This is a genomic window from Cellulomonas sp. URHE0023 (assembly GCF_000688475.1).
In the GTDB taxonomy this organism is placed as follows: Bacteria; Actinomycetota; Actinomycetes; order Actinomycetales; family Cellulomonadaceae; genus Cellulomonas.
In genome coordinates this window covers 1,335,568-1,354,502 of the sequence record NZ_JIAN01000005.1, presented here as the reverse complement: position 1 = coordinate 1,354,502, position 18,935 = coordinate 1,335,568, and the positions used below count along the sequence as shown (strand labels likewise).

20 protein-coding genes are annotated in these 18,935 nt (G+C 70.4%); 3 read left to right on the top strand and 17 right to left on the bottom strand.

Features of this window, described 5'->3' with window-relative positions; genetic code table 11:
- Positions 1 to 5: 5 nt before the first annotated feature.
- Genes N553_RS0107010 through N553_RS25010 form a run of 6 tightly spaced genes read right to left on the bottom strand, consistent with a single transcriptional unit; the run spans position 6 to position 7,734 of the window.
- A complete protein-coding gene (locus tag N553_RS0107010) occupies positions 6 to 695 on the bottom strand; it encodes a response regulator (protein WP_034621280.1) in 690 nt (229 codons plus the stop codon).
- Positions 695 to 3,223, bottom strand: coding sequence for a DUF4118 domain-containing protein (locus N553_RS0107005; protein ID WP_028045937.1), 2,529 nt, complete (start codon positions 3,221 to 3,223; stop codon positions 695 to 697). The genes N553_RS0107010 and N553_RS0107005 overlap by 1 nt, the downstream gene beginning before the upstream one ends.
- The gene (gene kdpC / locus N553_RS0107000) at positions 3,220 to 3,864 is read right to left on the bottom strand and encodes a potassium-transporting ATPase subunit KdpC (RefSeq protein ID WP_028045936.1); all 645 of its coding nucleotides are present in this window, start codon (positions 3,862 to 3,864) and stop codon (positions 3,220 to 3,222) included. The genes N553_RS0107005 and kdpC overlap by 4 nt, the downstream gene beginning before the upstream one ends.
- A complete protein-coding gene (kdpB, locus tag N553_RS0106995; RefSeq protein WP_028045935.1) occupies positions 3,864 to 5,984 on the bottom strand; it encodes a potassium-transporting ATPase subunit KdpB in 2,121 nt (706 codons plus the stop codon). The genes kdpC and kdpB overlap by 1 nt, the downstream gene beginning before the upstream one ends.
- Entirely contained in the window at positions 5,981 to 7,645 is a 1,665-nt protein-coding gene (gene kdpA / locus N553_RS0106990) for a potassium-transporting ATPase subunit KdpA (RefSeq protein ID WP_028045934.1), read from the bottom strand. Before kdpA ends, kdpB begins: the two co-directional genes overlap by 4 nt.
- Positions 7,642 to 7,734, bottom strand: a complete 93-nt coding sequence (locus tag N553_RS25010; protein WP_156043734.1) for a potassium-transporting ATPase subunit F — start codon at positions 7,732 to 7,734, stop codon at positions 7,642 to 7,644. Before N553_RS25010 ends, kdpA begins: the two co-directional genes overlap by 4 nt.
- A gap of 311 nt (positions 7,735 to 8,045) precedes the next feature.
- On the opposite strand from N553_RS25010, the gene N553_RS0106975 reads away from it, so the two are divergent.
- Both N553_RS0106975 and N553_RS0106970 read left to right on the top strand, forming a co-directional pair.
- Positions 8,046 to 8,876: an AraC family transcriptional regulator gene (locus N553_RS0106975; RefSeq protein WP_197029932.1), complete on the top strand. Its 831-nt coding sequence runs from the start codon at positions 8,046 to 8,048 to the stop codon at positions 8,874 to 8,876.
- A gap of 62 nt (positions 8,877 to 8,938) precedes the next feature.
- Complete coding sequence (locus N553_RS0106970) at positions 8,939 to 9,520, top strand: dihydrofolate reductase family protein (protein ID WP_028045932.1); 582 nt, start codon at positions 8,939 to 8,941, stop codon at positions 9,518 to 9,520.
- Positions 9,521 to 9,629: 109 nt separating this feature from the next.
- Here N553_RS0106970 and N553_RS0106965 read toward each other — a convergent pair whose 3' ends face one another.
- The 7 genes from N553_RS0106965 to N553_RS0106935 form a co-directional block, all read right to left on the bottom strand.
- A complete protein-coding gene (locus N553_RS0106965; protein ID WP_028045931.1) occupies positions 9,630 to 10,349 on the bottom strand; it encodes a hypothetical protein in 720 nt (239 codons plus the stop codon).
- 107 nt (positions 10,350 to 10,456) lie between these two features.
- A complete protein-coding gene (locus N553_RS0106960; RefSeq protein WP_028045930.1) occupies positions 10,457 to 11,179 on the bottom strand; it encodes a hypothetical protein in 723 nt (240 codons plus the stop codon).
- Position 11,180: 1 nt separating this feature from the next.
- Positions 11,181 to 12,485 carry a hypothetical protein gene (locus N553_RS0106955; protein WP_028045929.1) on the bottom strand — a complete coding sequence of 435 codons (1,305 nt, stop codon included), beginning with the start codon at positions 12,483 to 12,485 and terminating at the stop codon, positions 11,181 to 11,183.
- Complete coding sequence (locus N553_RS0106950) at positions 12,485 to 12,769, bottom strand: hypothetical protein (protein ID WP_028045928.1); 285 nt, start codon at positions 12,767 to 12,769, stop codon at positions 12,485 to 12,487. The genes N553_RS0106955 and N553_RS0106950 overlap by 1 nt, the downstream gene beginning before the upstream one ends.
- Before the next feature lies 1 nt (position 12,770).
- On the bottom strand, positions 12,771 to 13,613 hold the full coding sequence (locus N553_RS0106945; protein WP_028045927.1) for a hypothetical protein: 843 nt from the start codon (positions 13,611 to 13,613) through the stop codon (positions 12,771 to 12,773).
- Positions 13,613 to 13,879 (bottom strand): hypothetical protein, encoded by a 267-nt coding sequence (locus tag N553_RS0106940; RefSeq protein WP_034620764.1) that lies wholly within the window; start codon positions 13,877 to 13,879, stop codon positions 13,613 to 13,615. The genes N553_RS0106945 and N553_RS0106940 overlap by 1 nt, the downstream gene beginning before the upstream one ends.
- A gap of 319 nt (positions 13,880 to 14,198) precedes the next feature.
- On the bottom strand, positions 14,199 to 14,864 hold the full coding sequence (locus N553_RS0106935) for a DUF4097 family beta strand repeat-containing protein (protein ID WP_028045925.1): 666 nt from the start codon (positions 14,862 to 14,864) through the stop codon (positions 14,199 to 14,201).
- A gap of 234 nt (positions 14,865 to 15,098) precedes the next feature.
- On the opposite strand from N553_RS0106935, the gene N553_RS25910 reads away from it, so the two are divergent.
- Positions 15,099 to 15,848, top strand: coding sequence for a helix-turn-helix domain-containing protein (locus N553_RS25910; protein ID WP_028045924.1), 750 nt, complete (start codon positions 15,099 to 15,101; stop codon positions 15,846 to 15,848).
- Between the two features lie 259 nt (positions 15,849 to 16,107).
- Here the strand turns inward: N553_RS25910 and N553_RS0106925 are convergent, their stop codons facing one another.
- The 4 genes from N553_RS0106925 to N553_RS25340 are packed head-to-tail and all read right to left on the bottom strand — an operon-like array spanning position 16,108 to position 18,669.
- On the bottom strand, positions 16,108 to 16,425 hold the full coding sequence (locus tag N553_RS0106925) for a hypothetical protein (RefSeq protein WP_028045923.1): 318 nt from the start codon (positions 16,423 to 16,425) through the stop codon (positions 16,108 to 16,110).
- Positions 16,422 to 16,934: a hypothetical protein gene (locus N553_RS0106920; RefSeq protein WP_028045922.1), complete on the bottom strand. Its 513-nt coding sequence runs from the start codon at positions 16,932 to 16,934 to the stop codon at positions 16,422 to 16,424. The genes N553_RS0106925 and N553_RS0106920 overlap by 4 nt, the downstream gene beginning before the upstream one ends.
- The gene (locus N553_RS0106915; protein ID WP_028045921.1) at positions 16,931 to 18,328 is read right to left on the bottom strand and encodes a C2 family cysteine protease; all 1,398 of its coding nucleotides are present in this window, start codon (positions 18,326 to 18,328) and stop codon (positions 16,931 to 16,933) included. Before N553_RS0106915 ends, N553_RS0106920 begins: the two co-directional genes overlap by 4 nt.
- Complete coding sequence (locus N553_RS25340) at positions 18,325 to 18,669, bottom strand: hypothetical protein (RefSeq protein WP_028045920.1); 345 nt, start codon at positions 18,667 to 18,669, stop codon at positions 18,325 to 18,327. Before N553_RS25340 ends, N553_RS0106915 begins: the two co-directional genes overlap by 4 nt.
- Positions 18,670 to 18,935: the final 266 nt, after the last annotated feature.

Here is an 18,935-nt window from a genome sequence, read left to right as displayed (position 1 = left end):
GACCGTCAGGGTTCGAAGATGTAGCCCATCCCCGGCTGCGTCAGGATGTGCCGCGGGTGGGCAGGGTCGACCTCGAGCTTGCGACGCAGCTGTGCCGAGTACACGCGCAGGTAGTGGGTCTCCTCGGAGTACCCAGGACCCCACACCTCTTGGAGCAGCTGTCGGCGCCCGACGAGGCGGCCACGGTTGCGCACCAGGACCTCGAGCATCGACCACTCGGTGGGGCTGAGCCGGACCTCGGCGCCGTCGCGGTGCACACGGCGTCGGGCCAGGTCGATGCTCAGCGCCCCCGCGGTCACGACCGCCTCGTCTGTCTCGGACGGGACGGACGCCCGACGGATCGCGGCGCGCAGCCGCGCGAGCAGCTCGTTCATGGCGAACGGCTTGGTCACGTAGTCGTCGGCTCCCGCGTCGAGTGCGTCGACCTTGTCCTCGCCGTGCTGGCGTGCGGACAGGACCACGATCGGGACGCGACTCCAACCGCGGATCGCGGTGATGACGTCGAGCCCGCTGATGTCCGGCAGGCCGAGGTCGAGCAGCACGACGTCAGGTGAGTGCTGGGCCGCGGCAGAGATCGCCGATGCCCCGTCCGCCGCCGTCGTCACGTCCCAACCCGCGGCACGCAGCGTGATGGACAGCGCGTGTGCCAGGCCCGGCTCGTCGTCGACCACGAGGATCTTGTTGCCGGCCGCCATCACGCACCCTGTTCCGCGAGAGGTACCGAAACGAGCATCGTCAGGCCGCCACCCGGGGTGTCCTCGACGCTCAGGTCGGCGCCCACGGCAGTCGAGAGCCCGTCGGCCACGGCCAGCCCAAGACCCAACCCCGCCCCGGTGGTGTCGCCCAACCGCTGGAACGCCTCGAACATGTGCGCCTTGACCTCGTCCGGCACGCCCGGACCGTCATCCACGACCCGCACGACGACGTCGCCACCGACCACTGCGGCATTGACGACCACGGGGCTGCCGGTCCGGGCATGCCGGACGGCGTTGGAGACGAGGTTCGCCACGACGCGTTCCAGGAGGCCCGGGTCCGTGTGCACCAGCGGCAGGTCGTCCGGCACGTCGAGCATGACCGCACCGGGCAGGTACCCCTCGATCGCGAAGGGCACGATCTCGTCGAGGCTGGTCGCCCGCATGACCGGCCGCACGCTCCCGGTCTGCAGGCGGGACAGGTCCAGCAGGTTGTCGATCAGCCGCTCGAGCCGAGCCGTGGACTCCTCGAGGGTCCGGACCAGGGCGGCACGGTCCGCCTCGTCGAGGTCCAGGTCGGTCGATGTCAGGCCGTCCACCGAGGCGCGGATCGTGGCGAGCGGCGTGCGCAGGTCGTGCGAGACGGCCGCGAGCAGCGCTGTACGCGTGGCCTCGGCCTGTCCGAGGATGCGGGCCTGCTCGGCCTGCGCACGAAGGCGCTCCTGCTCGAGCACGACGCCCACCTGGGAGGCGAACGCCTCGAGCACCCGGCGGTCGCTCGCCGGCAGGACGCGGCCCGTCAGGGCGAGGACGCGCTCGTCGTCGACCGTGAGCACCACCTGGGCGTCCTCCGGGTCGAGCGCGGGACGGATGCCGTCCTTCGCGAGCACGTCCCACCCGGAGCCGTGCTTCGTGAGCAACGAGACGGCCTCCAGGGTGAAGGTCTCGCGCAGACGCGCGACCACGGCCGCCGCCGTGTCGTCCGCCGAGAGGACCGATCGTGACACGGCGGCGAGGGCGGATGCCTCGGCGCGGGCCCGGAACGCCTCGGTGGTGCGCCGTGCGGCGAGGTCGACCACGGAGGCGACGCCCACCGCGACCAGGACGAAGACCGTGAGCGCGAGCGCATTCTCGGGCTCCGAGATGGTGAGCTGGCCTGTCGGAATCGTGAAGAACCAGTTGAGCAGGATGAACCCGACCACGGCGCTGACGATCGCCGGCCAGAGCCCACCGACGAGCGCCACGAGCACGGTGGCCGCCAGGAAGAGCATCAGCTGGGTAGGAAGGCTGATCACGTCCCGCAGGTCGCTCAGGACGACGGTCAGAAGCACCGGCCCGAGAATCGCGATCACCCAGCCGACCACCTGGCGGCGACCGGACAGCCCCGACGACCGGCCCGGTCGACGGCTTCCCGCTCGCGCGCGTTCGTGCGTGACCAGGTGCAGGTCGATCGTGTCGGCGAGCCGTGCGATCTCCGTGCCGTTGCTCTCCCGCAGCGCCTCCCGCCAGCGGCTTCGTCGGGACACGCCGACGACGATCATCGTGGCGTTGACACCGCGGGAGAAGTCGACGATCGCGGTGGGGACGTCTTCCCCCACGACCGTGTGGAACGAGCCGCCGAGCGACTCGACGAGGATGCGCTGCTCGGCGATCCGTGCCGGCGCGGCGCTCGGCAACCCGTCAGTGGCGAGCACGTGCACGGCAAGGAGCTCCGAACCGGCCGCCCGCTGGGCGATCCGTGCCCCCCGGCGCAGCAGGGTGTCGCTCTCGGGTCCGCCGGTGACCGCGACGACGACACGTTCCCGTGCCGGCCATGACGACTCGATCCGGTGGTCGCGCCGGTACGACGTGAGGGCGTCGTCGACCCGGTCGGCCAGCCACAGCAGCGCCAGCTCGCGTAGCGCGGTCAGGTTCCCGACGCGGAAGTACTGCGTCAGGGAGGCGTCAATCTGCTCGGCGCGGTAGACGTTTCCGTGAGCGAGCCGACGTCGCAGGGCCTCCGGTGCGAGGTCCACGAGCTGGATCTGGTCCGCGTCACGCACCACGTGGTCGGGGACCGTCTCACGCTGTTTCACACCGGTGATCGACTCGACGTCGTCGTTCAGCGACTCGAGGTGCTGCACGTTCACGGTCGTCACCACGTCGATCCCGGCAGCGAGGATGTCCTGGACGTCCTGCCAGCGCTTGGCGTGCGCGGTGCCGGGCACGTTGGTGTGTGCGAGCTCGTCGATCATCGCGACCTGCGGCGCCCGCGCGAGGACCGCGTCCAGGTCGAGCTCGGTGAACTCACTGCCGCGGTAGGTGAGCACGCGGCGCGGCAGCACCTCGAGGCCGTCCAGCTGCGCGGCCGTCGCTGCCCGGCCGTGGGCCTCGACCAGGCCCACCACCACGTCCGTCCCGCGGGCCTGGCGCCGGTGGGCCTCGTCGAGCATCGCGTACGTCTTGCCGACTCCGGGGGCGGCACCGAGGTAGACGGTCAGCCGGCCGCGACGGGGACGGTCCGCGGTGCCGTCGTCGCCGGGTCGGTTCATGTGCCCATTGTCTGCAGCGCGAGGTTCAGAAGCAGCACGTTCACTCGCGGTTCGCCGAGGACTCCGAGGTCGCGTCCGACGGTCGCGCCGTCGACGAGCACCCGGACGTCATCCGGGGTGAGCCCTCGCTGGGCCGCGACCCGAGCGACTTGCAGCCGCGCGTAGGCCGGTGAGATGTCCGGGTCGAGCCCTGAGGCCGATGCCGTCAACGCGTCGACCGGTACCTCGGACGGGTCGACGCTTTCCTCCGTCGCGACGGCTGCGCGCCGCTCGTCGATGGCCTGCACGAGGCCCGAGTTGAGCGGACCGAGGTTGGAGCCCGCCGAGGCCAACGTGTCGTAGCCGTCACCGGCCGCCGACGGACGGGGGTGGAACCACTGCGGGCCGTCGAAGCCCTGACCGATGAGCGCTGAGCCCACGGCGTCGTCCCGGCTGGTGGTGCGCTCGCCCGTCAAAGACACGAGCGACCCGTGGGACTGCCAAGGGAACGCGAGCTGCGCGATTCCCGTGACCGCGAGGGGGTAGACGAGTCCCAGGACGACGGTCAGGACGAGCAGCACCCGCAGCCCGGCCCACGACTGGCGGACGAACGCGAGGGTGTCGGCACCTGCGGAGTAGCGCGGACGAGGGTCGGTCGACATCAGGACATCCCGAGGGCAGTGACGAGCAGGTCGATGAGCTTGATCCCGAGAAAGGGGGCAATGACGCCGCCAAGCCCGTAGACCAGCAGGTTGCGGCGCAGCAGGGCAGACGCCGACGACGGGGTGTACCGGACCCCGCGCAGCGCAAGAGGGAGCAGCCCGATGATGATCAACGCATTGAAGATGACGGCCGAGAGGATGGCCGACTGCGGGCTGCTCAGGTGCATCACGTTCAGCACGCCGAGCTGCGGGAACGCGACGACGAACATCGCGGGGAGGATCGCGAAGTACTTGGCGACGTCGTTCGCCACCGAGAACGTCGTCAACGCACCACGGGTGATGAGCAGCTGCTTGCCGATCTCGACGATCTCGAGGAGCTTGGTCGGGTTCGAGTCGAGGTCGACCATGTTGCCGGCCTCCTTCGCCGCGGTCGTCCCCGTGTTCATCGCGACACCGACGTCGGCCTGGGCGAGCGCGGGTGCGTCGTTGGTGCCGTCGCCCGCCATCGCGACGAGCCTGCCGCCCTCCTGCTCGCGTCGGATCAGCGCGAGCTTGTCCTCGGGCGTGGCCTCGGCGAGCACGTCGTCGACCCCGGCCTCCGCCCCGATCGCTCGGGCGGTCAGCGGGTTGTCGCCCGTGACCATCACGGTCCGGATGCCCATGGCCCGCAGCGCGTCGAACCGCTCGCGCATGCCTTCCTTGACCACGTCCTTGAGGTGGATGACGCCGAGAACTCGCGCCGGCTGCTCGCCGAGCTGCTCGGCGACGACGAGAGGCGTCCCGCCAGACGCCGAGATGGCGTCGACGGTCGCAGCAACATCGTCCCGGGAGCTCCCACCGGTCGACCGGACCCAGTGTGAGACGGCAGCAGCGGCGCCCTTGCGGACGAGCCGCGCAGGTCGGTCCCCGGTCGCCGGCAGGTCGACCCCGCTCATGCGGGTTCGCGCCTGGAACGGGACCAGCTCTGCGCCCACGAGGTCACCCTCGGGGCGCTCGCGCAGCCCGAACCGCTCCTTCACCAGCACCAGCACCGAACGCCCCTCGGGCGTCTCGTCGGCCATCGACGACAGCTGCGCCGCGTCGGCGAGAAGCGTCGGCGCAACGCCCGACGCCGGGAGCAGGTCGGCCGCCTGCCGGTTGCCGAGCGTGATCGTTCCGGTCTTGTCGAGCAGCAGCACGTCGACGTCGCCGGCGGCCTCGACCGCACGTCCCGACATGGCGAGGACGTTGCGTCGCACGAGGCGGTCCATGCCGGCGATGCCGATCGCGGAGAGCAGCGCGCCGATCGTGGTCGGGATGAGACAGACCAGCAACGCGACCAGGACGACCAGCGTCTGGGGTGCGTCCGAGTAGTCGGCGAACGGCCTGAGGGTCACGACCGCCAGCAGGAAGACGATCGTCAGCGTCGTGAGCAGCACGTTGAGCGCGACCTCGTTGGGCGTCTTCTGCCGCTGTGAGCCTTCGACCAGCGCGATCATGCGGTCGACGAACGTCTGTCCTGCGGGTGCTGTGATGCGCACGACGATCCGGTCGGACAGGACGACCGTGCCGCCTGTGACGGCGGACCGGTCACCGCCGGACTCGCGGATCACCGGCGCGGACTCGCCCGTGATGGCGGACTCGTCGACGCTCGCCACGCCCTCGATCACGTCGCCGTCACCGGGAATGGTCTCCCCGGCGGCGACGACGACCACGTCACCGACCCTCAGGGACGACGAAGGCACCTGCGTGGTGTGCGGCTCGCCGACCGACGAGGTGTCGTACGACCCGTCCACCCGGCGGGCGCTGGTCTCGCGCTGCGTGGCGCGCAGGCTCGCGGCCTGCGCCTTGCCGCGACCCTCGGCAACCGACTCGGCGAGCGTGGCGAACACGACCGTGAGCCACAGCCAGACGGTGACGGACCACGCGAAGACACTCGGCTGGGCGGCCGCGAGGACCGTGGTGAACGCGGCTCCGACCTCCACCACGAACATGACCGGGGAGTCCCACAGCCGGCGGGGGTCGAGCCCACGCAGAGCGCCAGGCAGCGCCGCGGCGAGCTGACGTGCTGACAGCGTCGACGGTACCGCCTCGACCTTGTGCGGCCTCGACGGCGGCTTCTCGAGAACAGTGGTGCTCATGACAGCGACTCCACGACAGGACCGAGGGACAGGACCGGGATGAACGTGAGGCCGACGACGACGAGCGTCACCGTCACGAGGAGCCCGACGAACAGTGGCGTGTGGGTCGGCAGCGTGCCCGCACCCTCGGGCACCTTGCGCTGCTGCGCGAGCCTCCCGGCGAGTGCCAGGACCAGCGCGATCGGGACGAACCGGCCGATCAGCATCGCCAGCCCGAGCAGCGTGTTGTAGAACGGCGTACCCACGGTGAGTCCCGCGAAGGCGGAGCCGTTGTTGTTCCCGGCCGACGCGAACGCGTACACGATCTCGGTGAGGCCGTGCGGACCGCCTTGCAGCTGCCCGGCGAGTCCGGCCGGGACCGAGATCGCGACGGCGGAACCGATCAGGACGACCGCGGGCATCGTCAGCACGTACAGCGCGACGAGGGTGATCTCGCGCTGGCCGATCTTCTTGCCCAGGTACTCGGGCGTCCGCCCGACCATCAGCCCGGCGAGGAACACCGAGACGACGATCAGCACGACCATGCCGTACAGACCGCTGCCGACGCCGCCGGGCGAGACCTCGCCGAGCAGCATCCCCACCAGTGCGACCCCACCGCCCGGGGCGGTCAGTGAGTCGTGCGTCGAGTTCACCGCACCGGTCGACGTCATCGTCGTCGACGCGGCGAACAGCGCTGACGCGGCCTCGCCGAAGCGAACCTCCTTGCCCTCCATCGCTCCCCCGGCGGCCGTCGGAGCCAGCCCGGGAGCAGCTATCTCGGCCCAGGTGAGCAGGCCGACGGCGGCGATCCACAGCGTCGACATCGCGGCGAGGATCGCCCAGCCCTGCCGACGGTCACCCACCATCCGCCCGAAGGTGCGCGGCAGGCTGAACGGGATCAGCAGCAGCAGGACGACCTCGAACGCGTTGGTCCACGGCGCGGGGTTCTCGAACGGGTGGGCGGAGTTGGCGTTGAAGAAGCCGCCGCCATTGGTCCCGAGCTCCTTGATCGCCTCCTGCGACGCGACCGGCCCGCCGAGCACCGACTGGCTGCCGCCCGCCAGCGTGCTGATCTCGGTGTGCGCGCCCAGGTTCTGGATGACGCCGGCGGCGACCAGGACGAGGGCGGCGACGAACGCGAGGGGGAGGAGCACACGGACGGTCAACCGCACCAGATCGGCCCAGAAGTTGCCCACACGCGAGTCGGTCCCGGAGCGCGCAAACCCCCGGGCCAGTGCCGCGACCACGGCGATCCCGACGGCCGCCGAGACGAAGTTCTGCACCGCGAGACCGGCCATCTGGAACAGGTGCCCGGCAGTCGCCTCGCCCGAGTACCACTGCCAGTTGGTGTTCGTCACGAACGAGACGGCGGTGTTCCACGCCCCGGCGGGGTCCAAGCGGGGCATCCCGATGTCGAGAGGGAGCCTGTCCTGCACCCTGCCGAGTCCGAACAGAACCAGTACGGACGCCATGGAGAACCCGAGCAGCGAGAGCAGGTAGGTGCTCCAGCGTTGCTCGGCGTCGGGTTCGACCCGCATGACCCGGTAACCCCACCGCTCAACCGTGAGGTGCTTGGGAGATGTCAGGGTGCGGAACATGTGGTCGCCGAGCGGCCGGTGCGCTGCGGCGAGGACCAGGACGACGATCGCGATCTGCCCGATCGCGACCCACGCCGCGCTCATCGGACCTTGTCCGAACGCAGCAGCTGGACGACCAGGTACACCAGCAACGCGGCAGCCACCACGCCCCCAGCGATGTCGAACCCGCTCATGACCGGTCCGCTCGGCGGGCGAGCAGCGCGACGGCGGTGAAGAACACCACGGTCAAGGCGAGGAAGGCCACATCGGCCATGGGTCTCACAGCACTTTCGACGTCGTGCGAGCACCACCCGAAGGAGCCGCCCGACGGCCCTCACCGGAGCCGCACTCGCTGGTCTACGCCTCCGCTGGCGTGATGGTGGACGCCTTGACGGATCCTTGACGGGCCGTCGGGAAGCCTTATCGCAACGTTGACGCCGTCGATGCTTGCGCCGGCGCCGGATGGCCCGATGGGGCCTGGACGATGATGTTCAGCGTGGAGTACGTGTCCAGGGTGCCCGGTCCGCCGCTCGACGGGCTGATCGACGATCTCTACTACCTGGAGGGTGCGCCGCCGTACTCCCGACTGATGCTGCCCGCAGCGCCGGCGCCGCTGCTCATCGTCAACCTCGGGGCGCCGTTTCTCATCCGGGCAGGCACCGATCGAGAAGACGTGGAATACAGCGACGGCTGCGTGGTCACCACGCCCACCCGCGCCTGGGAGTTCAGCTACCCCACTCCGACCCGGTCCGTCGGCGTCCACTTCAAGCCGTGGGGGCTGGCCCCGTTCCTGCCGATGCCCGCGGCCGAGCTGTGCGACCGGCCGGCGACGGTCGAGCAGCTGTGGGGCCAGGTGGCGACGGCTGAGCTGCACGACCGGCTGGCTGCGGCGGACACACCGCACGAGATGCTGACGCTGCTCGAAGACGACTTGGTGCGGCGGCTGCGCCCGATCGACGGCCTGGACCTCGTACGCCAGATGAGCAGTGCCATCGCGGCGACCGGTGGAGCGGTACCGATCAGCGACCTCGGCGTCGCCAGCCGCGCCAGCAGCACCTATGTGGCGAGGCGGTTCAAGGCGATTGTCGGTGTCACGCCGAAGCGGCTGGCTCGCAGCTACCGCTTCACCTTGACCGTGCTGGCGATCGACGTCGCCGCACCGATCGACTGGGCCGACGTCGCCGCCCGCGCGGGCTACTTCGACCAGGCCCACTTCGTCCACGAGTTCCGGGAGTTCACCGGGCTCACGCCGACCCGGTACGTCGAGGTCCGGCGGCGATTTCTGCGTGACCATCCCGACCACGCGCTGGAGGGCTGGCCGCTGCCGGCCGAATGATTTCGTACAAGAGCGGCCGCTCACGGAACGCCAGGCTGGGAAATCCACCAGAGGAGGAACCCATGGGAACAGTGGTCATGAACGCGTCGGTCTCAGTGGATGGCTTCATTGCGGCCGACAACGACGATCCCAGTCCACTGTGCGAGTGGCTGGTCAGCGGTGATGTCCCGTTGGACGACGGCGGCGTCCTGAAGGTGTCGCAGGCGTCCTACGACCACATCCGGGCCTACTGGGACCGGGTCGGGGTGACGATCGCCGGTCGCCACGTCTTCGACATCACGGACGGCTGGGACGGGACGCCTCCGGGCGGGATCGACCACGTCGTCGTCGTGACGCACCGCCCGCCGCCCGAGGACTGGGACCTCGAGGCGCCGTTCCACTTCGTCGGCAGCATCCAAGCAGCCGTGACCAAGGCGCAGGAGCTCGCAGGCGACCGCGTCGTCGAGTTCGCCGCCGGCGACGTCGGCGGCCAGGCCCTTGCGGCGGGACTGGTCGACGAGGTCCGCATGGACGTCGCGCCCGTCGTGCTGGGCTTCGGCAAGCGCTACTTCGGGTCGGTCGACGGGCTGCACCTGCTGGAGGGCCCCGACGTCGTCGTTCAGGGCGACCGGGTGCTTCACCTGCGCTATCGGGTGCGCCGTTGACCTCTCTGTTTGAGGTGCGGCGTATGACCCGCGGGTGGTCGGGGGTCATACGCCGCGCCGGAAACCCGCGAGGCGCGCTGCGCGGGACGCGACGATGCCGCTCCTCGGGTCAGAACGCGCCGCCGAGGTCGACCGCGCGCCACCACAGGGGCGTGAGCTTGACGTAGTTGGTGCCGAGCTTGAGCAGCAGGGTGAGCACGATCTCCGCGAGCGTCGTGCCATCTGCCCAGGAGAGCTTGATGTAGTTCTTGCCGCTCGGGTCCTTCTCATCCTTGGCGCTGTTGCCGACCCAGGACACCGCCAGGTGCCCCTTGGCAGGTTCGGGGCCGCGGCGCAGCTCCGTCGCGGCGCTGATGGATCCCAGGACCTTGCCCAGCGCGTTGTCGGTGTCCGTGTGGGTCTCCGTGGAGCCATAGGTCCACGTCCGGTCCTCGCAGGTGACGCGCAGGAACCGTTTGCGACCGGCCGGACGCAACGGGCTGCCCTGCGCGACGAACCGCACGCCCCCGTGGACGGTTCCCAGCACGACGGGCACGTCACGGTTCGTGAACGTGGCGATCGGACCCTCCTCGTTAACCGTCTGGGTGACGGAGGTGAAGGTCGCGACCATCTGCCCGTCGATCTGCACGCGGAAGCTGATCGGGAACCCGTCCATCGAGATCCGCAGCACGCCCCAAGGACCGTCGACCTCGGCCATCGTGTAATCGTTCGGGTTGTCGTGCCTGGAGCCCATTCTCCGGCTCGTCTCGCCGTCCATGCGCGGGACCACCCGCACCTGCCCGGCAGCCAACGGGATGTCCAGGTCGGGTCCATCGTTCGTGACGTCCATGTCAGAACCAGTTCATCGAGTTGATCGTGCTGTCCACCACGGCCCCGACGACATCGCCCGTCTCGTCGGCAGAGCCGCACCCGGCACGGGCCGGCGCGGGTCCCGGGTCAGAACGCGCCGCCGAAGTCGACCGCACGCCACCACAGGGGCGTCAGCTTGACGTCGTTGGTGCCGAGCTTGAGCAGCAGGGTGAGCACGATCTCCGCGAGGGTCGTGCCATCTGCCCAGGAGAGCTTGATGTAGTTCTTGCCGCTCGGGTCCTTCTCATCCTTGGCGCTGTTGTTGACCCAGGACGTCACCAGGTGACCCGTGGCCGGTTCCGGGCCGCGGCGCAGCTCGGTCGCGGCGTTGCCGGATCCCAGGACCTTGCCCAGGGCATGGTCGGTGTCGGTGTGGGTCTCGGTGGCGCCGTAGGTCCATACGCGGTCCTCGCAGGTGACGCGTAGGAACCGTTTGCGTCCGGCCGGACGCAACCGGTTGCCCTGCGCGACGAACCGCACGCCCCCGTCGACGGTTCCCAGCACGACGGGCACGTCACGGCCCTTGAACGTGGCTATCGGACCCTCCTCGTTGAACGTCGCTGTAACCGCGGTCAAGGTCGCGACCATCTGCCCGTCGATCTGCGCGCGAAAGCTGATCGGGAACCCGTCCATCGAGATCCGCAGCGCGCCCCAGGGACCGTCGACCTCGGCCATGGTGTAGTCGTCGTCGAGGGCGTTGTACTTCGCGCCCTTCCTCCGGCTCGTCTCGCCGTCCATGCGCGGGACCACCCGCACCTGCCCGGCAGCCAACGGGGTGTCCAGGTCGGGTCCGTCGCTCGTCATGTCCATGTCAGAACCAGTTCATCGGGTTGATCTTGCTGTCCGCCACGGCATCGACCACATCGCCCGCGACATGGGCGGCGGCGGCGATGTGTTCGGCTTCCCAGCGCGCGACCTTCTTCGTCGCGGCGGTCACGTCGTCCCAGTGGTCCACCAGCTCGGCGCCGGCGTAGACGGCCCCGGTGACGGCCACCGCCCCCCAGGTGATGGGGCTCGGGGCGATCATGGCGGCGGTGAGGCTGATGTCGAGCCCGGTCTTGGCGATGTCGGCGACGTATCCGGCCCCGTCGCGCTTGAACGCCTCGACCGGGTTGCCCTGGGACGCCACCTCGGCGACGTCCCACCCCACCGAGACCGCACTGCCGACCACGCCGGCCCCCCGCAGGAATCCCGCCGCCCCGCCCACCGTGCGGAGCACGGTGCCCGCCTCGGCGTCCAGGGCGATCGAGAGCAGGTTCGAGGCGCCTCGTGCGACGGTGACCTGCTCGCCCGCGGCGTTGAGCGCCCGGAAGGTGTACTGCGCCTCACCGAAGATGCCGGTGTACACCTTGGCGCCGGTGCTCGGGAGCCCGGCCTCGATCGCCGGGAGCAGCGTCCGAGTGGCATTGGTCTCGGCCCACTGAAGGACGGACGGCGGCAGAGACTCGATCCGCTCCAGCGGGACCAACCGCATCAGGAGGGACTGCGCTGTGGTGCCCGGCGCTCGGTAGGTGCCGAAGCGTTCGATCGCTTTCGCGATCCAGTCCGGGGACATGGTCTGGCGTTCCATGAAGGGGACGATCACCGACCGGGTGATCGAGACCTTGGCGACGTTCGTCACGGCGAGGGCACTCATGCCACCGGAGTAGAGAATCCTGACGTAGTCGCTGTACCAGCTGTAGGCCTCCGCGATCGGCTGGCCCGCCCCGTCGAGGTAGGGCAGCTTGTCGATCGCCAGGCCCCGGAGCCGGGTGACCCAGTCGTCCAGCGTCTCGTTCGGGCGGCGCAGCCACGTCGCGTTCGTGTCGGGCTGCGTCCGGAGCGCGTCGAGCTGGGACATCGTCGCGGCGACAGGACTGCGGCCGCCGGCGATCTCGGACCAGCCGGCCCCCAGGCCGTTGACTGACTGCTCGTCCATCGTGCGGACGATGCCAATCCGGGCACGCAGGTCCACCGTGGTGTCCTCGGCCCAGGACGGGACCTCGGTCAGGCCGCTCACGGCCCACCCAGCATCGAGGTGTCGCGCCTCGGTCAGCATCTGCGACAGCTCGTCGGACATCACCGTGGCGGAGGTGGCCACGGCATCGAGCACCGCCGGGTCGATCTTGACCGCCATCAGTGAGCTCCCACAGCCGCGGCAGCGGTGCGCTTGCGCCGTGCGTCGTTGTCGGCGCTCAGTGCCTCCTCGCGCAGGTTCCGCGCCGCCGCCCGGGCCGTGCCCTGATAGCTGGTCAGCCGCCCGCGGACGTCGTCGGCGTTCGCGCACGCCCACTGCTCGGAGCGGGCTACGCGCAGGGTGTCGTCGAGGGCGGTCTCCACCCGGTCCGCCAGGGCCCGCAGCTTCGCAGCACGACGAGCGTCGGTCGCTCCCGGGTCGAAGCCCCCGTCGTAGTCGCGCATCTCAGCTCTGTCCGCTCTCGACCGCGACCCGAAGCTCTGCCGACGTCGGCAGAAGACCCTGCAGGGACTCCCAGAGCTGGCCGCCGCTGACCGGGTGCAGCGTGACCGAGGGGCCGCCGTCGTCGGCGGAGTCGACCGGCTCGTCCCAACGCCAGTAGCCCTCCGTGCCGCAGTCCAGCACCGACAGCCAGCGCCCGGTGCCCGCTCCCTCGTCGCCCCAGCTCACGGTGACGCGCCACCAGCTGCGCAGCGTCGCCACCAGAGCCAGCCACCGGTTTCGGGTGTCGTCGTCGAGGTCGGGCCACCGGTCGTGGGTGGTGGCCAGAGCCACCGTGCGTGCAGCGTCCCACTCCTGGGGCCCGAGCGACGCCAGCTCCAGCACGATGTCGACCAGTCCGAGCGGCGCGGACAGCGCGGTGGCGCCCGATGGCACCTTGCTGCGGTGCAGGCCGGCCAGCCGGCCCAGGTCCCAGATGATCGTGGGCAGCTCGGAGTGCTGGTAGGTCACCGCGTCGTCCGGGCCCGTGCCCGGCCAGGGCTCGCCGTACCAGACGTCCTCGCCGGCCACCGTCATGTGCGCGGCGCTCGTGCCCTGCGGACCACTGGTCTCGACGAGCACGCGGATCAGCGGCGTCGTCATCGCCAGCGCGAACTGCGCCGCCAGGGGGTGCACGCGGTTCTCGTCGTCGAGGATGCCCGCGGTCCGGAGCTCGCCGACCGCCCGCTCCTGCTCCGGGGTCTCCGTCGGCGCCGACCGGACCGCGAGCGCCAGCGCGTCGAGCTGGTACGCCGTGAGGCGCAGACGTCCTCGAGCCTCGTCGAGCGCAGCGCCGACCGCGCTCATCACGCCTCCGGTGCAGACAGGGGCGTCGAGCCGTCCGGGCCAGCCGGGACGGCGTCCGCCGTTCGGCGCCGGTCGATCCACTTGCGGCGGGCGCCCCGCACCCAGCTGAGCCCGAACAGCATGCCCGCGATCGGCACCAGGAAGTTCCAGCGTTCGTCCGACGCCACGAAGAACAGCAGCACGAACACGGCCAGCGTCAGCAGGAAGATGATGGTCAGCAACGCGAAGCCAATCCGCGGCAGGACGGGCAGTCGTGGCTCGGTCAAAACTTCTCCTGTGGGTCGGTTCAGGTCCGCATCGGGACGGTGCCGTCGCGTGCTCGCGGAGCCCACCAGCTGGTCGGCCCGGGGTGCGCCCGCCGTCGGACGGGTCACCGCCTTGCGGCCGGGGGCCCGAGATTAGCATTGGACGCACGCTCGGTCGGCTGCGGAAGCGGCCCCGCCATGCCGTCGTCGACCCGCCCACGAGCGACACCATGAACGACGAAGCTCCCGGCCAGATAGCCCTGACCGGGAGTTTCGGTACTACGTGAGCAGGTCCTCCGGGAACAACCCATCTGCGCCGGGTCCTGCCCTCACGATCGCCTCACAGGCTGCGTGCGGTGATGTCGCCGTACGCGGTGGTCGCGCGGATGTTGAGCTCGGGGACGGCCGTGGTGCTCACGAGTGCGTTGTGGATCCGGCCGAGCGTGGTGCCGGCGTCCAGGAAGGCCGAGGATCCGGCTGCGGCCGCGACCGAGACGTCGCCGGCCTGCGTGCTCAGGACGACCGTGCCGCGGACCGCCTCGGCGATGAGGATGTTGCCCTTGTCGGTCGTGATCTCGGCGGGCCCGGTCAGGCGGCCGACCGAGACGTCACCGGCGTGCGTGCGCACTCGCACGCTCGCGGCCTCGTCGACCTTGATGTCGCCCTGTGCTCCCTCGACGGCGACCTCGCCGAACCGGCCCACGCCGCGCAGCTCGACGCTCGCGGCCTTCACCTCGACGCGTGAGCCGGCAGGCAGCTGGACCGTCACCTCGATCGACCCTGCGCTGCCGAGGACGTGGTTCTTCGCCTCCGCCTCGACCGACAGGACGCCGTTGCGGAAGTCGATCGTGGTCTGCTCCGCAACCGTGACGTCACGCCCCTTGGTGGCGTCCGCGGGCCGGACCTCCACGACGGTGTCGGTGCGGTCGGCGGCGATGAGCTGGACGCGTCCTGCCGGAATGTCGAGGACGGCGAAGACGGGGGTGGGGGTGTCGAAGTTCTGCATCGTGCTCAACTCCTGTGGTCGGTGGTCCGGTGTGTTTCTGACATTCGAAACGCTACGTTGCGTTCGCACTTCGGGCAACAGCCAATGTGCGTTGGTGGTACGTAAACGCTGGTCACGGTGCGTAAATCGTTGCAACGGCGTGCTTTTCAATGCAACAGGATGGCTCTCGGTGCGTTGCAATGGACGCGGGCGAACGCTATGGTCGCTCTCTCGTCGTGGATGGAGGAGGTCGCGGTGCCAGGAGGCAGGCTCACTCAGCAGGAGCGCCAGCAGATCGCGCTCGGCCTTGCCGACGACCTCGCCTACGCCGAGATCGCCCGGCGCCTGGACCGCCCGACCTCCACCATCACGCGTGAGGTCATGCGCAACGGCGGTCCCGCCGCCTACCGCGCCGATCTCGCACACCGAGCAACCGAGCACCGGGCCCACCGTCGCCGGCCGGCGGCTCCCCACGGTCCGCAGCCGCCCAGACAGGCAGACGGACGCGACATCGAGGCCGTCCGCGCGTACGAGGAGACGTTCACCACGCTTCTCATGCGCTCCGGGGTGCCGCGCATCGCGGCTGGGGTGCTGACGTGCCTCTACACCACCGACGCGGGCAGCCTCACCGCATCCGAGCTCGTCGCGCGGCTCCAGGTCAGTCCAGCGTCCATCTCGAAGTCGATCGCGTTCCTCGAGAGCCAGGGCCTCGTCGTGCGAGAACGCGACGACCGCCGCCGTGAGCGCTATGTCGCGGACGCCGATGTCTGGTACCAGTCGATGATCGCCAGCGCGCGTTCGAACGCGGAGCTGGCCACGACCGCCCGGCAGGGCGTCGGTGTCCTCGGCCCAGGCACCCCGGCCGCCGTCCGTCTCGAGAACGTCGCCCGCTTCATGGACTTCGTCGGAGAGAGCATCGCCCGCGCAGCCGAGCAGGCCCGCGAGATCCTCACCACGACGCCCGAAGGCGGCGGCGCACCCGTGCTGCGCGCGGACCGCGGATAGGTCGCCGCAGCGTCCAAGCCGCGGACAATGACGGTCACGAACCCGCGCGCATGTCGCAGCGAACCGTCGCACCCGCTCCCTCATCGCCTCCATTCGCCCCGCAGCACCCCACGAACGACGAAACTCCCGGCCAGAGAACCCTGACCCGGAGTTTCCGTACGACGTGAGCAGTTCCTTGGGGAACTACCCGCTTGGATGTTCTCTCTGGCCGCTCTCACGAGTGGCGACCGGCCCGCCCCGTCAGCGGCTCGGACGTCGATCAGTGCTCGAGGGGTGGCTGCGATCCGCCTGCCCCGGCGTCGCGCAGGGGCACAGTCGCAGGTTCCACCGACAGCTCCACCTTGACCGGCTCGCGCTGCAGACTCAGGACCTCGACCCGGCGACCGAGCCACTCGCTCGCACGACCGGGCCGCAGGATCACCTGCACGCTCTCGCCCAGGGCGGGGTCGGTCAGCGCCAGCATCACCGCGTCATCGGGATCCTGGGGGTCCAGCGGCTTGACGACGACGATGCCGACCAGCAGCCCGCCGACCTCGTACTGCGCGTCGCGGCCGATCGTCGTCACCTCCGCGCTCACGGCAGCGGCTCCAGCACGACGTCAGCCGCGTCGTCCTTGGGCAGCTCGCCGTCGTGGACCGCCACGACCCGCACGCGAACACCGTCGACGTCGGTCTGGCCCCCGGATGGCAGCTCGACGGGATGCCAGACGTCGTCGCCTTCCGTTCGCACGGCGAACGAGGCCAGCAGACCATCAGCACCAGACTCGACGTCATCGAACTCGACCTGCACGCGGTCCTGGCCCTCGAAGGGGAAGTACGCGATCGGCGGGGGCAGCGCGCGGTTCGGGTAGGTCAACCTGACGGCGCCCGCCGCCCGGGCCTCGTCCGTCATGGGAGGAGCTGGCTGGGAATCGTCGCCGCCCAGCAGGACGATGGCCAAGACAACGCTCGCCACGACAACCACGACGACTCCGACGGCGACACCGACCCGGCGCCTGCCCCGGCGCCTCCCGCGGTCGTCCGCCACGCCGGTCGGCGAGCCTCCGGGACCGTTCCGCTCTGCTCCGTCGTCCACGGGCACGCTCATCCGATCGACACCTCCGAGAACCATCGGCGATACTCGTCCTCGTCGAGGACGACCTGCCCCGGCGCCTGGTCGGTGTTCCCCCAGGGGTTTCGCACGGTGATCCGCAGCCCCTGAGCGGTGTCCTCGACGCTCGTGACGATGTACTCGTGATGACTGACCAGCTGCTTGTCGAAGATGCGGTGGTCGTCGTCGTCGCCCCACGGCCACATCGACCCGTCGTCCTTCGTCCCGACCGTGATCGGTTGCCCGGCGTCCAGGTGCTCCTTCACCTCCTCGAGCGACGGAAGGTCGGAGAACACCCCGTCCATGTCCCGGTCGGCGTCGCGGCCGGTGATCGCCTCCATCGACTGGTCCCCGAAACCGCCCTCGATCTCGCCGTAGCTTCCGTGGAACCGGGCGAAGGCCTTCTCGTAGATCGAGACCCAGTTGGGCGCGCCGCCCGGGCCGCGCGCGAACATCGGGGACGACCCACCGGGGATCGCGCCGTCCACCGTGACGGGGACCGGCTTGCCGTCGCGGTAGAGGGTGACCGTCCAGGTGCCGTTCCCGTTGTCCTTGAGGTGATCGCTGACGAAGGACGGGTCGGCGCGCAGCTCGGCGCCCACCCCGGCGAGGAACCAGCAGTCGCCCACCGCGCCCTGGTTGATGTCGAGGAGCGAGGCGCCGCCGGTGCCGACCGATCCCGCCCATGCGTAGTCGCCCGACACTGGCGTCTCCAGATCGCTGAACGTGGGCTCGAGAACGGGAAGGCCCGCCGACATCCGTCGGACGGCGGGCGCCGACGCCCGCGGGAGGATGGCATTCCCCAGCTGGATCAGCTCGTCGTTGCTCAGACCGCTCTCGCCGAACAGACCGTCTCCCCGACGCAGGGCCGCGTCGAGCTTCGCGTACTCGGCGTCGGTGAGGCCCATCAGGACGGCGTCCAGCTCCTCGCCCTGCAGCCCTCGCAGGCGCTCGAGGGCGGTCGTTAGGTCGTCGTGGTTGCCGTTCCAGCCGGTGTCGTCGCCGCTCGCGGCGCGCAGCTCCCGGAGCACCCGCTGAATGGCCGCCTCGTCCGGCGGCGGTGCGTCGTCGAAAGCATGGGTCTGGTCGACCCAGAACCCGTCGCGGTACAGCTCGTCGCACGCCCGCAGGTGGGCCGAGCGGCGCTCGAGCTGATCGGCACGCAGCGACCCGTCCCGCATCACCGTGGTCAGCCCGACGCGTTGTGCGTCGTAGCTGGTGGACCAGGGCCCGTCGGCAGCCGACCCACCGTCGGCCGTCATGATCAGCTCGTGGGCCTCGTCCAAGGTGGCAGCGATCGCCCCGGACAAGCTCGAGGCGTGGTCGCATGCGCTGCGCAACGCCCGGGCGAGGGCATCGGTGCGGTCGAGGTCGAACCCGGCGAAGGTCACTGCGGTACCCGCGCGCCCTGGGCGGAAGCCATCGTGCTGGCCCTCGCCGCCGCAGCCGACAGCGTGGCCGCTTCCCGTTCCATCACGTCGGCGGCGTGCTTCCACCGCCCAGCCTTGTCGCGCAGCGCTCCCGCCGAGTCGCCCAGCTGCCGGCCCCATGTGCCGAACGCCTCATGGCTTTCGCATGCGAAGCCGCCCGACCACGTGTGTGCGTCGTCGAGCTTGGTCACGCTGTCGAGCAGGCACGCGACGGCCTCGGCCTGGCGACCCGCCGTGACTGCCAGCTCACGCAGGCGTGCGGCGACCGCACGTAGCCGCCGCGCCCGTTCAGCGTCGTCCACCCAAGCCCCCTTTTCGCCCGGTTCGCGAGGGTAGCAGCGGGTCGAGACGCCGCCGCAGCCAATCGGCCGCGACGCGCATCCACGCGCGAGGGTCGGACGACCGCTCGAGGGCTGAGTCGTCCTGCCCGAAAGCGTGGCAGCAGCCACAGCCGACCTGCCCGGCGCACAGGCCGCGACGGCAGCTCGTCCGCCGACGGCGTCAGGTGCGCCTCCCCGGCCCCGGGAACGACGAAACTCCCGGCCAGAGAACCCTGACCGGGAGTTTC

What these genes read in the sequence shown, in the direction of transcription:
- N553_RS0107010 (WP_034621280.1), bottom strand. Translation starts at nt 695, where the DNA reads ATGGCGGCCGGCAACAAGATCCTCGTGGTCGACGACGAGCCGGGCCTG.
- N553_RS0107005 (WP_028045937.1), bottom strand. Translation starts at nt 3,223, where the DNA reads ATGAACCGACCCGGCGACGACGGCACCGCGGACCGTCCCCGTCGCGGC.
- kdpC (WP_028045936.1), bottom strand. Translation starts at nt 3,864, where the DNA reads ATGTCGACCGACCCTCGTCCGCGCTACTCCGCAGGTGCCGACACCCTC.
- kdpB (WP_028045935.1), bottom strand. Translation starts at nt 5,984, where the DNA reads ATGAGCACCACTGTTCTCGAGAAGCCGCCGTCGAGGCCGCACAAGGTC.
- kdpA (WP_028045934.1), bottom strand. Translation starts at nt 7,645, where the DNA reads ATGAGCGCGGCGTGGGTCGCGATCGGGCAGATCGCGATCGTCGTCCTG.
- N553_RS25010 (WP_156043734.1), bottom strand. Translation starts at nt 7,734, where the DNA reads ATGAGCGGGTTCGACATCGCTGGGGGCGTGGTGGCTGCCGCGTTGCTG.
- N553_RS0106970 (WP_028045932.1), top strand. Translation starts at nt 8,939, where the DNA reads ATGGGAACAGTGGTCATGAACGCGTCGGTCTCAGTGGATGGCTTCATT.
- N553_RS0106965 (WP_028045931.1), bottom strand. Translation starts at nt 10,349, where the DNA reads ATGGACGTCACGAACGATGGACCCGACCTGGACATCCCGTTGGCTGCC.
- N553_RS0106960 (WP_028045930.1), bottom strand. Translation starts at nt 11,179, where the DNA reads ATGGACATGACGAGCGACGGACCCGACCTGGACACCCCGTTGGCTGCC.
- N553_RS0106955 (WP_028045929.1), bottom strand. Translation starts at nt 12,485, where the DNA reads ATGGCGGTCAAGATCGACCCGGCGGTGCTCGATGCCGTGGCCACCTCC.
- N553_RS0106950 (WP_028045928.1), bottom strand. Translation starts at nt 12,769, where the DNA reads ATGCGCGACTACGACGGGGGCTTCGACCCGGGAGCGACCGACGCTCGT.
- N553_RS0106945 (WP_028045927.1), bottom strand. Translation starts at nt 13,613, where the DNA reads ATGAGCGCGGTCGGCGCTGCGCTCGACGAGGCTCGAGGACGTCTGCGC.
- N553_RS0106935 (WP_028045925.1), bottom strand. Translation starts at nt 14,864, where the DNA reads ATGCAGAACTTCGACACCCCCACCCCCGTCTTCGCCGTCCTCGACATT.
- N553_RS0106920 (WP_028045922.1), bottom strand. Translation starts at nt 16,934, where the DNA reads ATGAGCGTGCCCGTGGACGACGGAGCAGAGCGGAACGGTCCCGGAGGC.